9 protein-coding genes are annotated in these 13689 nt (G+C 39.9%); 8 read left to right on the forward strand and 1 reads right to left on the reverse strand.

The window, feature by feature from the left end:
- The first annotated feature begins 11 nt into the window (after window positions 1-11).
- The 8 genes from CD03_RS0127265 (at window position 12) to CD03_RS0127305 (ending at window position 12534) form a co-directional block, all read left to right on the forward strand.
- Window positions 12-908 (forward strand): carbohydrate ABC transporter permease, encoded by an 897-nt coding sequence (locus CD03_RS0127265; RefSeq protein WP_027296335.1) that lies wholly within the window; start codon window positions 12-14, stop codon window positions 906-908.
- Window positions 905-1753: a carbohydrate ABC transporter permease gene (locus CD03_RS0127270; RefSeq protein WP_052378005.1), complete on the forward strand. Its 849-nt coding sequence runs from the start codon at window positions 905-907 to the stop codon at window positions 1751-1753. The genes CD03_RS0127265 and CD03_RS0127270 overlap by 4 nt, the downstream gene beginning before the upstream one ends.
- Before the next feature lie 28 nt (window positions 1754-1781).
- On the forward strand, window positions 1782-2945 hold the full coding sequence (locus tag CD03_RS0127275) for a trans-sulfuration enzyme family protein (RefSeq protein WP_242849163.1): 1164 nt from the start codon (window positions 1782-1784) through the stop codon (window positions 2943-2945).
- Complete coding sequence (locus tag CD03_RS0127280; protein ID WP_027296338.1) at window positions 2942-3835, forward strand: glycyl-radical enzyme activating protein; 894 nt, start codon at window positions 2942-2944, stop codon at window positions 3833-3835. Before CD03_RS0127275 ends, CD03_RS0127280 begins: the two co-directional genes overlap by 4 nt.
- A 17-nt stretch (window positions 3836-3852) precedes the next feature.
- Window positions 3853-6018 carry a pyruvate formate lyase family protein gene (locus tag CD03_RS0127285; protein WP_044289704.1) on the forward strand — a complete coding sequence of 722 codons (2166 nt, stop codon included), beginning with the start codon at window positions 3853-3855 and terminating at the stop codon, window positions 6016-6018.
- Window positions 6019-6062: 44 nt separating this feature from the next.
- Complete coding sequence (locus CD03_RS0127290; RefSeq protein ID WP_197041703.1) at window positions 6063-8327, forward strand: hypothetical protein; 2265 nt, start codon at window positions 6063-6065, stop codon at window positions 8325-8327.
- A 191-nt stretch (window positions 8328-8518) separates the two neighbouring features.
- Window positions 8519-11230, forward strand: a complete 2712-nt coding sequence (locus CD03_RS0127295) for a translation factor GTPase family protein (protein WP_044289705.1) — start codon at window positions 8519-8521, stop codon at window positions 11228-11230.
- Window positions 11231-11517: 287 nt separating this feature from the next.
- The gene (locus CD03_RS0127305; protein ID WP_027296342.1) at window positions 11518-12534 is read left to right on the forward strand and encodes a DUF7309 domain-containing protein; all 1017 of its coding nucleotides are present in this window, start codon (window positions 11518-11520) and stop codon (window positions 12532-12534) included.
- A gap of 123 nt (window positions 12535-12657) precedes the next feature.
- Here CD03_RS0127305 and mgrA read toward each other — a convergent pair whose 3' ends face one another.
- Complete coding sequence (gene mgrA, locus CD03_RS0127310; RefSeq protein WP_063837262.1) at window positions 12658-13659, reverse strand: L-glyceraldehyde 3-phosphate reductase; 1002 nt, start codon at window positions 13657-13659, stop codon at window positions 12658-12660.
- Between the last annotated feature and the right edge of the window lie 30 nt (window positions 13660-13689).

A 13689-nucleotide genomic window follows, 5' to 3' on the forward strand; every position in this document is an offset into this window, starting at 1 on the left:
GGAATAAAAAAATGAATAAGAAAAGATTAGAAGAGAAAGCATTTATTGCTCTGTTCCTGCTTCCGGCATTAGCTTTTATATTGTTTGTATTATACTATCCTGCAATAGATGGTATTGTAATGTCGTTCCAGAATGTAAAAGCCTATGATTTATTTACGAGAAATTTTGTGAAATTTGAAAATTATAAAAAGCTATTAAGTGATCCTGAGTTTTGGATTACGTGGAAGAATACGTTTAAGTGGGTGATAATCTGTGTAGGTGCAGAATTCATATTGGGATTCTTAATTGCCCTGCTTCTTCAAAAATCATTTCGGGGAAAACGAATCTATGAATGTGTAGTTTTTCTTCCGTGGGCTCTTTCCGGATTTATGGTAGGAATTATGTGGAAATGGATGTTCAATGGAAGTAATGGAGTGCTAAATGATATTTTAATGCGGCTGCATGTTATCCAACAACCGGTTGGCTTCTTATCAAATCCGGATTTTGCTTTGTCTAGTGTGATGGTGGCAAAGGTTTGGACGGGCATGGCTTTTTTTGCCATTGTTATTATGGCAGCACTGAAAACCATATCTCAGGATATGTATGAGGCGGCCAAAATTGACGGTGCAGGTTCACTAAAGTGTTTTATACATATAACACTGCCAAGTATCAGGGTATTGCTGCTGCTTATGATATTACTGAGGGCAGTACAAACGATAAATGCACCTGATCTGATCTTCGGTATGACACAAGGAGGACCGGCGGGCAGCAGTCATATTGTTTCAAGTTTTATTATGACAGAAGTAATTAAAGGAAATGATTATGGTTTGGTCTCAGCAGGAGGAGTGATTTTATGGCTGTTCACTTTGACAATTACCGGAATCTATGTAGCATCAACGAAAACATTGAAGGGGAGTGATGAGGCGTGAAGCAGAAGAAAATAAAGAAAAGAAATGCATTTGTATTAGCTGCCTTGAAATGGCCTCTTCTGGTTATATTTTTTGTTTATACGATCTTTCCGTTTTTCTGGTTGTTTGTTACTTCCATCAAAGATAAAAAGGAGTTATATGAATTCCCTGTTCGTTATTTTCCGGACAAGGCAAGTATAAGTAATTATATAGAAGTTTTTAAAATGGGTAATTTCGGTAGATATATCATTAATAGTTTTATTATCGCAATCACAGCAGCGCTTCTTGTTACAATAATCAGTGCAATGTCTTCCTATATTCTTGCAAAGTATGAATTTAAAAGCAAGCAGGCAGTATTTGTGATTTTTATGATGACCCAGATGCTGCCAACAGCGGTGGGATTTGCACCTATGTATGTATTAATGTCGAGGATTGGAATGGTAAATCAGATTCCAACCGTAATTCTGCTTCTTATGGGAGGACAGATACCATTTGGCACAATACTTCTCATTGGATTTATGAAAAATGTACCAAAAGTTTTGGAGGAGGCGGCAATGATAGACGGATGCAGCAGAATCCGCTCCTTTTTTCAAGTAGTTTTGCCTTTAGCAAAAGCAGGCTTGTTCTCAGTTTTTATTTTTGTATTTCTTGCTTGTTGGAATGATGTATATACATCGGTATTATATCTTGACTCAGATGCCAATAAGACGTTAAATGTTGCAATTTATTCTATGATTGGTAAGTACGATATTAATTGGGGAAATGTTGCAGCAGGTACATTTGTTGCCATTATACCGGCTATTTTGCTATTTAGTTTTATGAAAGAGTTATTTGTAGAAAATATTGCAGGTGCGGTAAAGGAATAGGTAAGTCCAAAAGGAAGGAGAGAGGAAATTGAATGTAAATAGAGACAGATCAATTGGAATGGAAGAAATATGCACACATTTTAGAGACGATCCAAGCAGATATATGGGAGCGGTGACACCACCTATTTTTCAGACGTCCCTGTTCACAGAATGCAGTGGAAATGAAGGAGGAATGGAAGGACGATATGTATATACAAGAGTCTCTAATCCCACAACAGAAATTGCAGAGCGAAAGATCGCGGAAATGGAAAAAGCGGAGTCAGCCATATGTTTTTCCTCGGGTATGGGAGCGATTTCGGCAGCGATTATGCATTATGTAAAAAAGGATTGTCATGTAGTTGCAGTGGCCAGTATCTATGGTCCGGCATACCGTCTGTTAAATGATTATTTGGCAAAGTTTAATATTCATACATCGTTTGTAAAAGGAGATAATTTATCTGAAATAGAAGAATGTATAAATGACAAAACAACTCTTGTCTATCTGGAAAGTCCCTCCACCTATTTATTTACAATTCAGAATCTGGGCGAGTTGTCTTGTGTATTAAAGAAAAAGGGAATCTCAACCATCATTGATAATACCTATTCTACACCGATTTTTCAAAATCCGTTATCTTTTGGAATAGATATGGTGGTACATTCTGCATCAAAATATCTGGGGGGGCACAGTGATATGATAGGCGGTGTTATCGCAGGCAGAGAGACTGATATAAAGGAAATCGCTCAAAATGAAAGAGAATTGTTTGGGGCAGTTATGAGTCCCTTTGATTCCTGGCTTTTACTTCGTGGGTTAAGAACGCTTCCTTTGAGAATGAAGGAGCATATGAAAAATACTATGGAAATTGCAGAATTTTTATCTCAAAGGAAGGAAGTGAAAAAGGTTATTTATCCTTTCCATCCAAGTCATCCACAATACACTTTAGCAAAAAAGCAGATGAGCGGAGCCTCGGGTCTAATGAGTATTGTTCTGGATTTGCCGGGAGATAAGATCATTAAATTCGCAGAAGAATTGCACTATTTTTATCGGGGGCCCAGCTGGGGGGGATATGAGAGTCTGATCTCTACCGTGGGTGCCCATGAGGAGACGGATAGCGAAACAATGCTAAAAGGTTTGGTACGGCTTCATATTGGACTGGAAAATCCGGAAATATTAAAAGAAGATTTGGCTCAGGCTTTTAGAAAATGTGCGTTATGAATGGGATAATATTTAATATACAGCGATTCTCAACTCATGATGGACCGGGATTACGTACAACTGTTTTTTTCAAAGGATGTAATCTTAGATGCAGTTGGTGTCATAATCCAGAATCTATAGATGGTGGACAAAAGATCTGCTATACAAAAGAGCGCTGCATAGGTTGTAAAAAATGTTTAAGCCTGTGTAAAGATGGGGCGCTAACTGAATTAGATGGGAGGATATTATTAAATGCAGAAGATTGTACATATTGTGGCCGGTGTATAAATGAATGTTATTCAGGTGCACTATCTACGATTGGAAGAGAATTATCCAAGCAAGAGCTAGTTCGGGAAATCAGCAGTGATATGATGTATTATCAGAATTGTGAAACAGGTGGAGGCGTTACATTTTCCGGGGGTGAATGTATGCTCCAGGTTGAGTTTTTGAAAGAAGTGCTGATAGAATGTAAGGATTTGGGCATCCACACTGCGATTGATACAGCAGGAAATGTACCTTATCAATATTTTGAAAAAATAAATTCTTATGTGGATTTATATCTATACGATGTAAAAGTCTGGGATAACAGGCTGCACAGGGAGCTTACAGGGGTGCCTAATCAGAAGATATTATTTAATCTGGAGCATTTACTGTCGGACGGCAAAGAAGTGCAGATTCGCGTACCGGTCATTCCTGGGGCAAATGTGAATGATCTAAAAGACATTTCGTTGTATTTAAAAAAATTACAAATTGAGGAGGTCAAACTTCTTCCGTATCACAACATGGGGATTTCAAAACGGGATATGGCGGGGAAGTCGGATATTATAAAAGTATTTACGGAACCTGGTGATAAAGAGATGAATCAGTATAAGGAAGAATTTCTGCGATCAGGAGTCATGGTAGTTGAATAGGAGAGGAAAATGAAAATATGGACACGGGTAAAGTAGAATTATCAAAGAAATATCAGGATAAAATTAATCATTTACATCACGATAAAATAAATAATAATCGAGATAAAATTAAATACTTTGGGAATTTGGATATCGATGATCATGGTTTCATTTATTTCCCTGATTTTCATTTTACGCCGATAACAAATCAGGATGGTAAGGTTTATGGGATGAAACTGTTAGGAGAAAATTTCCGGAAAATACTAAATGAAATGCCGGTATATATCAATGAAAACAGCTCTCTTGCTACGTGTTGGCCAGGGAATCTTTCTACATGGATGGATATTGGTTTTCGACCGGAGCATGAACCAGTGCACTTGTATCCCATACATGAGAAATATGGGATCTGGCAGCATGGGTGCGGAGGGATGAATCATCTTTGTCCGGATTTAAGGATTGGTTTGGAATTAGGCTGGTCTGGATTGCTAGCAAATGTAAGAAAGTACAGAGAATTTCACGAGGCAACGGATACCAGTTTCTATGATGGAGAAGAATTGTTAATTATGGGGGTACTGGAATGGATTAACAGGCACGTGGAGTATGCGATGAAATTGGCTGAAACGGCGTCTTCTGAGGAAGAGAAGCAAAACTATCTGGAGATTGCAGAGGTGAATCAACATCTACTGACGAGAGCACCCGCCGATTTTAGAGAAGCATGTCAGTTCCTTGCTCATTTCCAGTGTATTGACCGGATGTATTGTGCAGGAGGTGCAATCGGGCAGTTGGATGAACTTTTACGGCCATTTTACATTACTGATGTAAAGGAAAAAAAGTTAAATGATCAGGAGGTTATCTGGCATTTGGCAAGTTTGCTTTTTAATGACACCCACTATTCTCAAATAGGAGGTCTTTCACCGGATGGGAAAAAAGATATGACCAGCAGAATGTCATTTTTGATATTAGATGCAACACATTATCTTAAAATACCATCTAATTTAAGTATTCGGCTTCATGATAACCTGAATAAAGATTTACTAGAAAGATCTTTAGAATATAATATGCTGGATGGAACCGGTGCCAGCTATTCCTGTAATATTGGCTGCGAGGAAGGATTTGTAAAGAATGGATTTCCGGTTGAACTAGCTAGAATGCGTGTGAAATCAGGCTGCAATTGGACAGCGATTCCAGGTGAGGAATATCCGCTCCAGGATGTTACCAGAATTAATATGGCGACTGCGCTGGAAATGGCGCTTGCAGAGATGAAAGAGTCCCAATACAGGTCGCTGGATATATTATGGGAATTATTCACCAAGCACCTGTCGGTTATGATTGACTGCATCAAGGATGGATATGATTGGCATTATGAGCATGTATCGGAAGATACACCTGAAATTGTACTGAATTTATTTATGAGGGGGCCAATAGAACGAGGACTTAACTGCGCATCCGGCGGTGTTGATATTTTAAACTTTAATATTGATGGAATTGGGCTTGCCACCGTTGCTGATTCCTTTGGAGCGATAGAACAGCGAATTGAAAAGGAACAAAGACTGTCTTTTGATCAGTTGTTTCAGGTACTTGATGCAGATTATGAAGGCTATGAAGATGTTAGATTAATGCTTAAAAATATAAAGAGACTAGGCAATCCTGAATCACCATCCATGGCCTTTGCAGAAAGGATACGGGATTTCTTTGTAAGCTGCTGCAGAGACACACCAACGAAAAAATATGGATTACCAATTATTCCGGGGATGTTTTCTCACGGTGATATTGTAAGATACGGACATACATTAAAAGCAACCCCTAATGGAAGAAAAGGTGGTGAGCCAATTTCCCATTCGAATGAACCAGATCCTGGATTTGCAGATGCTCTTTATTCATTTTCACCAACATTAAAAGCAACAACAGTTGCAAAGCTTCAGCCGGGATATGGTAATTCATCTCCTCTGCATTTGGATATTGACAGCAGCATGCTGAATAAAGAGGGAGGTATGGAAGCTCTGATTTCTTTGCTCCATACACATAACCACATGGGTGGCACGTTAATTCATTTGAACTGCCTGACAAAAGAAAGGCTGCTAAAAGCACATAAAGATCCTGATTCTGATCCTGATTTGGTTATTCGCGTGACCGGATACTCTGCTTTCTTTTCTTCCCTTTCAAAGGAATACAGACAGCAGATTGTAGATCGATTTTTAGCATAATAGGAGGTAAGAATGAAATATCTATGCAGAATAAGTTGAAATTTATGACATTTTGGGCAATAAATGGAGAGCTGGATATTGAAAGATTAAAGAGTCAGTTGCTTTCCATGAAAGAATCAGGTTTTGACGGCACAATTTTTCATCCCAGGTTTTACCCAAATGTTCCGGTTTATATGGGTGAAGAGTATTTAAAAATTTTATCAGATACAATATTGTATGCAAAAGAGATCGGCATGACATTTTGGATTTATGATGAAAATGGATGGCCTTCCGGTAAAGGTGATGGTAAAGTATTGAATCATTTTCCAAATAGTCAGTGCAGATGGCTTCAGTTTGAAAAAGGGCATGTTACAATACAGAGCTTAAATGATTTCAATACCCTGGAGCGGGATGAAATGAAATATTTCGTTGAGCTGACTTATGAGGGATACCGCCTGGGATTGGCTGATGAAGCTTTTGCATATGTAGAAGGGTTCTTTAGTGACGAAGTGGGATTTTTAAATGGACATGGAATATCAGTCAGTACGGGTGGTATTCCATGGTGTGAAGAACTTAGCAGCAGATATCAGATGCAGTACGGCAGGGATGTAGCAGAATTATGGCATCTTTTATTTGCAGAAGAAGAAGGATATCAGATATTTCGTTATCAATATTGGCAGATACTAACAGATATCCTGGCAGAAACATTCTATGGCAATATCAATGCGTGGTGCGAAAGATATCATAAACGTTATGCCGCTCATTTAAAAGGAGAGGAGAATTTATTTTTTCAGATTCCATTCAGTGGGTCTTGTTTTTGGAATTTAAAGCATGTCAATATGCCGGCAGTGGATGCTCTTGAGAGATTTCCATCTAATCATTACTATCCAAGAATTGCATCATCACTAAGCAGACAATTTGGAGATGGACAATGTCTTGTTGAGGCACTTGGTGGAAGCGGCTGGGGATTATCCCCTGCATGTGTAGAAGATTACGTGGATTGGCTAGCAGAAAGCGGAATTAATCAATATGCGTTCCATCTGTGGCAATATGTGAGAAATAGTGCATCAGTGCGTGATTGGCCGCCTAACATTCCTTGCGGAATGAGTTGGAAGGGGGCTATGAAAGAGGTATTAGAAAAACTCCGCTCTAAATGGGATGCAGAACCATTGAAAGAAAAACGGGTTCTTTTGATAGCTCCTACCAGGGGGGTGATGTCAGAATTTAATCCTGCAGATGCGATGTTAATAAATGAACATAATGGTGAAGGTACACCGAATAGCAAGAGCGGTATTCTTAGCAGGAAATTTTCTGACTTTGTCGAAAGCTGCTATGAGGCTGGAATAGATTATGACGTTACAGAAGAACGGATTCTGGAGACCTATGGCAAGGTTGAAGGCGGCAGACTATTCGTTGGTAAAGGGGTGTATGATCTGGTAATTGCGGCAGAAGGTTGTATGTGGGAAAGAGATGAGTGCTATCGGAAGATGACAGAGTCTCGAATAGTACAATCCGCAGATTTATTTCAATGGAAATATAGGGGCAATCAGCAAAACCAAATTTTACTGGAAAGTTACGGAACCCTATATGAGATCCCTGTCATTGCCGATAGAGTACTGACGGATTTGAAGATCCGTCTTCTTGATGAAGTTGAAAGTGTTGCCGCTATGGGACAGATGCTTGCCGGATATAGGGAAGGTACGGAAATGGTATATGACATACCGGATGAATTAGCAGAGGAGATGAGGAATACAGGGCGGTGCAGGATTAAAATACAGCCTTTCGAAAATGGAGAACAGCAGCCATTTGCTTTTTTGCAAGGTTCATTTCTGATAAAAAACAGTTCCCCTTTTCAAGAAAAAGATGCTCTGCAAGTGGTAACAGAGCCTGCTTTTTATATTACTAATGCACCTGTGGAAGAGGAAGAAAAAGAGAAATTAGACACGAAAGATTTGTTAAAGGCTGGATTTTTGTTCTGCAAGATGCCTGTTAGGGCAGGGGCAAAGAAAATAGCAGGAAAAAGCGGGGTGTTACAGCTTGGACATGTCAATGCTGATTGTGCAGAAGTTTATATAGATGGAGAAAATTATGGATTTATATGGGGACCTGATTGGAAAATAGAGAATGTAAACCCTGGAATCCATGATGTAGAGGTTCAGTTATATCCAAGTACCTATAATACATATGGGCCGCATCATCATATAGATGGTGACCGCCATTTAATAAGCCCGGCTCAATATAGCGGTAAGAAAAATTTTGCAGATCACCTTGGTTCACCAGAAAACACATGGACTTCTCGATTTCACTTTGTAAAATTTGGTATTTGGTAAAAGTGCAGTAACTGCAAAGGAATTTCAATGCTCATTGCAGAAGAGATGGGCTTTAAACGGTTCTCAACATTTTATTTTACTTTATAATGGTCATCAGCGGACAGGAATGTTATAATATTTTTATTCGGTTTCATGTTAATTCCGGATATAACGAATGAAAATAAAGTAATATGATATAAGTGAGAATGCAAATGAAAAAATTAGTAATAGGAATTTTAGCCCATGTAGATGCAGGCAAGACAACGTTGTCTGAGAGTATGCTGTATCTGAGCGGCAGTATAAGGAAATTGGGAAGAGTAGACTATGGGAACGCATTTTTAGATACCTATGAACTGGAACGGGAAAGGGGGATTACCATTTTTTCCAAACAGGCAGTATTTACTTTGGGAGAAACACAGGTGACTCTTTTGGATACCCCCGGGCATGTGGATTTTTCAGCGGAAATGGAGCGTACGCTTCAGGTACTGGATTATGCAATCCTTGTTATAAATGGGGCTGATGGAGTTCAGGGGCATACCCAGACGTTATGGAGGCTGCTGGCACGCTATCAGATTCCTGTGATTTTGTTTGTAAATAAAATGGACCAGAATGGAACGGATAAAGAAGCACTAATGGCAGAATTGAAAAAAAGGCTGGATGAAGGGTGTACCGATTTTGGAACAGAGCAGAACCGGGATGGCTTTATGGAAAATCTTGCAATGTGCGACGAGACATCCCTGGAACGGTATCTGGAAACGGGATTGCTAGAGACGGAAGATATTATCAGATTGATAATGGCAAGAAAAGTGTTCCCCTGTTTCTTTGGATCTGCACTAAAACTTACCGGTGTTGAAGAATTTCTAAAAGGGATTGAAACATATATGAAACCTAAGGTATTTCCGGAAGAGTTTGGGGCAAAAGTTTATAAGATTGCGAGAGATGACCAGGGAAGCCGGCTGACATATATGAAAATTACGGGAGGAAGCCTGAAAGTGAAAACTCTTCTGTCTAATGGTTCGGGGAGTACTGCTGAAAGAGGAACCGGGGAAGAATCTGAATATTGGGAGGAAAAGGCAGATCAGATCCGTATTTATTCCGGGAGCAGATATGAGATGGTAAATGAGGCTAAGGCAGGAAGTGTGTGTGCAGTTACAGGCCTTAGTAAAACTTATCCCGGCGAAGGATTGGGGATAGAAGCAGCATCTGAGATCCCGGTTTTAGAACCGGTTCTGACCTATCAGATTCAGCTTCCTTCGGAGTGTGACGTACACCGTATGCTTTTGCAGCTGCGACAGATGGAAGAAGAAGATCCGCTGCTGCATATTGTATGGAATGAACAGCTAAATGAGATTCATGCCCAGCTGATGGGGGAAGTGCAGATCGAGATTTTAAAAAGACTGATTTTGGAACGGTTTGGCGTTGCGGTTGAATTTGGTACCGGAAATATTTTATATAAAGAGACCATACAGGAAGCGATAGAAGGGGTGGGGCATTTTGAACCCCTTCGCCACTATGCGGAAGTTCATTTACTGATGGAGCCTTTGGAGGCGGGAAGCGGTTTACAGTTTTCGTCTGCCTGCAGTGAAGATATATTGGATCGGAACTGGCAGAGATTGATTTTGACACATCTGGAGGAAAAGGAGCATTTAGGAGTACTGACAGGATCACCCATTACAGATATGAAGCTTACGGTAGTTACAGGACGGGCGCACCAAAAGCATACGGAAGGCGGAGATTTCAGACAGGCGACTTATCGGGCTGTCAGACAGGGGTTAAAGAAAGCAAAAAGTATATTGCTGGAACCGTACTATGAATATCGCTTAGAAGTCCCGGCGGAAATGATTGGAAGGGCATTAGCGGATATGCAGAAAATGCACGGAACTTTTGGATCGCCTCTGATGGAAGGGGAAATGTCTGTACTTTCGGGAACTGCGCCGGTAGTGACTATGAGGGATTATCAGACGGAGGTAATCGCATATACCAAAGGAAGAGGCAGGTTGTTCTGTACATTTAAAGGATATGCGCCCTGCCATAATGCAGATGAAGTAATAGAAGCAATTGGGTATGATTCTGAACATGATCTGGATAATCCTACCGGGTCTGTTTTCTGCTCTCATGGGGCAGGCTTTGTGGTTAAGTGGGATCAGGTGCAGGAATATATGCATGTGGAAAGCGGATTATCCTTACCGGAGGTGGAGGTGAAAAGAGGTATTTCAGAAGCGCTATCCTCATCGTCTGTGCCGGGGGAGTCGGGGGGCTGGCAAAGTGAAAAAGAATTAGAGGAAATCTTTGTCAGGACATTTGGACCGATTAAACGGGAACGAAGTGATTCCTCGTTTCGCAGTACCTCTGTAAATAAAGACGAGACCAAAGTAAAGATCAGGCAGAAACCGGATATGCAGGATGAGTATCTGTTGGTGGATGGCTATAATATCATTTTTTCATGGGATGAACTCAAAGATCTGGCAGAAGTCAATATTGAGAGTGCCAGAAATAAACTGATGGATATACTATGCAATTATCAGGGATATAAAAAGTGTACTCTGATTCTGGTTTTTGATGCTTATAAGGTGGAAGGGAATATTGGAGAGGTGCTTTTGTACAACAATATTCATGTGGTTTATACGAAGGAAGCGGAGACGGCAGATCAGTACATTGAGAAAGTAGTGCATGAGATCGGAAGAAAATATCATGTGACAGTGGCTACTTCTGATCGCCTGGAACAGGTAATTATCATGGGACAAGGTGGAAATCTGCTCTCTGCAAGGGGGCTGAAAGAGGAAATTGAAATCGTGAATAATGAGATTCGAAATGAATGTCTGGCGAAACGGCAAAACAGCCGGAATTACCTGTTTAACCATATGTCGGATGAAATGGCTGATTATATGGAGGATGTGCGGCTGGGGAAGAAAGAGATAAAATAGTTTCCTCGCTGGGACTCTTATTATTATCGTTAATCCCTGAGAGAATTTCGCATTAGGGATTAATTTTAATCAGAAAGTTCTGCGGGATGGCAAACGCATTCCTGACTGATTTCCTGGAAATACATGGATAAGACAAGAGAATAAGCAAGGAAGAGCTAAAAAATATTACGGCTTATTTTATGAACCATGGGATGGACAGCAAGGATGCGATATACAGATGCCAAATGTTTACCTGTATGGATTGAAAACAATTTAATTCGTACTCAAGAGAAGGGAGAAAATACAATTTGAGAAAAGAAGCATCGATTACATTGTGGAAAGAATTATATCAGGTTGCATTGGAACTAAAGGCTTTAGAGCCCTGGAAATATTTTTGGGACTGTGATCTTGTGTCCATAGAACTGCAAGAATCCGGGGAAGATGTTTTTTGTAGTATCATGGGATCCGGCGGAAATTATTATGGTGTTGGCGTTTATGAGGGGGTAGAAGGTCTGGAAGATTTTGAAATGCTTACATCAATGGAAAAATTGGGTCTTCCCTTTGAATATGTGATGTTTGAACAGTCTAGTTTAAGCTGCTGTTTTGGGGATAGAGAAGATGTTCCACCAGAGCAGAAAAAATTAATCAGGGAACTTGGGTATAAATTCAGAGGCAAAGGGGAATGGCTATATTTCGAATCATTTAAGAAGAGATATGCACCTTATATTCCGGATGAACGGGAAGTTAAAGTTTTACTTGAGACCTTTAAAGGGCTTATTATGGCTTTTGTAAGTGTTGTCTATAGAGGACTTAAGGTAGATTTTGAACATGGAGAAATGGTGAGACGTGTCTATAATAAAGAACGTGATGAGTGGCAGAACTTTGCAATACCTTACCCTAAAATTCAAAAAAATTTTCCTAAAGTTACTTTTCGGGATGATACAGTAAAAAAACGCTTAAAAGGGTTGAAAAAGAGCAATACAGAACTTGTAATTGATATTGCGTATATGAATACCAGAGTTCAGGAAATAGGACATGACAGACCGGTTAATCCATTACTGTTTATTGCGTTGGACGGGAATTCGGGAACAATTATAGAATTGGATTATTTGCAAATGGATACAAATGAAATTGATAAAATATTACAGTTTTTTATTTTATATGTGGAAAAAAATGGACTTATGAAAGTAATTCGTGCCAGAAATCCATGGGTGTTAGCTGCGCTTAAGGATATTTGCAAATATTGTGAGATAAGGCTGGAACAGGATTCGTTATATGAGTTGGATGATATGCTTCATGAAATAAAATCATCTGTTATTCCGTGATATAAATGTCTGGTAGATATGTAAATTGCAGTGCACGGAAGCAGTGCAAAATCAGGTCAGAAATCCAATAAAGGTTTCTGACCTGATTTTTTACGTTAGGATCTTGACAAACCCTCACAATACTTATGAATGGCAGACGATACTATCTATTTGTTTCAGTTCTTCTTCTGTAAAAGAGGTGTTTTCAAGTGCCTTTATATTTTCCAGAATCTGCTCCGGCTTACTTGCACCGATGAGTACGGAGGTTACCTTTCCATCTCTTAAAATCCAGGCAAGAGCCATCTGGGTCAGCGATTGGCCTCTATTTGCAGCAAGTTCATTTAATTGCTGAACCTTATGAAGCATTTCGGCATTCAAGTCTTTTTCGTGTAAATAGGGGCTTTTGTGACCTCCTATACGGGAATCAGAAGGAATACCGTTTAAATATTTACCGGTTAGTATGCCCTGCTGAAGCGGGCTGAATGCGATGCAGCCTATACCGTGGTCGAATAAGAAGTCTTTTAATCCATCTTCTTCTATCCATCTGTTTAACATGGAATAGGAAGGCTGGTGGATGACAAATGGTGTTTTCAGTTCTTTTAAGATAGCATATGCTTTGCTGGCTTCTTCCTTTTTATAATTGGATATGCCAACATATAAGGCTTTACCCTGGCGCACAATCTGGTCAAGTGCCAGCATGGTTTCTTCCAGGGGGGTATCCGGGTCGGGTCTGTGGTGGTAAAAGATATCTACATAATCAAGTCCCATTTTCTTCAGGCTTTGATCCAGGCTTGCAGTGAGGTATTTACGGGAACCGCCGTTACCATATGGTCCCTTCCACATGTCGTATCCGGCTTTGGATGAAATGATCAGTTCATCCCGGTATTGCATCAGGTCAGATTTCAGGATTTGTCCCATATTGGTTTCTGCACTGCCATAGACCGGACCGTAATTATTGGCGAGGTCAAAATGTGTAATTCCGTTATCAAATGCGGTGAACAGAATTTTTTTCATATCCTCTAAGTTATTGACGGAACCAAAGTTGTGCCACATTCCCAGGGATAATGCCGGGAGATACAGGCCGCTGTTTCCGCATTTATGATATTGCATTTTATTGTCGTATCTTGTAGGATCAGCTGTGTACATAATTATTTCCTTTCTGGTTTTTTATACATT

Source organism: Robinsoniella sp. KNHs210, from assembly GCF_000686105.1.
Taxonomy (GTDB): Bacteria; Bacillota; Clostridia; order Lachnospirales; family Lachnospiraceae; genus Robinsoniella; species Robinsoniella peoriensis.

Excerpts from the sequence above, each read along its gene's own strand:
- CD03_RS0127265 (WP_027296335.1), top strand. The coding sequence starts at position 12 with ATGAATAAGAAAAGATTAGAAGAGAAAGCATTTATTGCTCTGTTCCTG.
- CD03_RS0127280 (WP_027296338.1), top strand. The coding sequence starts at position 2,942 with ATGAATGGGATAATATTTAATATACAGCGATTCTCAACTCATGATGGA.
- CD03_RS0127285 (WP_044289704.1), top strand. The coding sequence starts at position 3,853 with ATGGACACGGGTAAAGTAGAATTATCAAAGAAATATCAGGATAAAATT.
- CD03_RS0127290 (WP_197041703.1), top strand. The coding sequence starts at position 6,063 with ATGACATTTTGGGCAATAAATGGAGAGCTGGATATTGAAAGATTAAAG.
- CD03_RS0127295 (WP_044289705.1), top strand. The coding sequence starts at position 8,519 with ATGAAAAAATTAGTAATAGGAATTTTAGCCCATGTAGATGCAGGCAAG.
- mgrA (WP_063837262.1), bottom strand. The coding sequence starts at position 13,659 with ATGTACACAGCTGATCCTACAAGATACGACAATAAAATGCAATATCAT.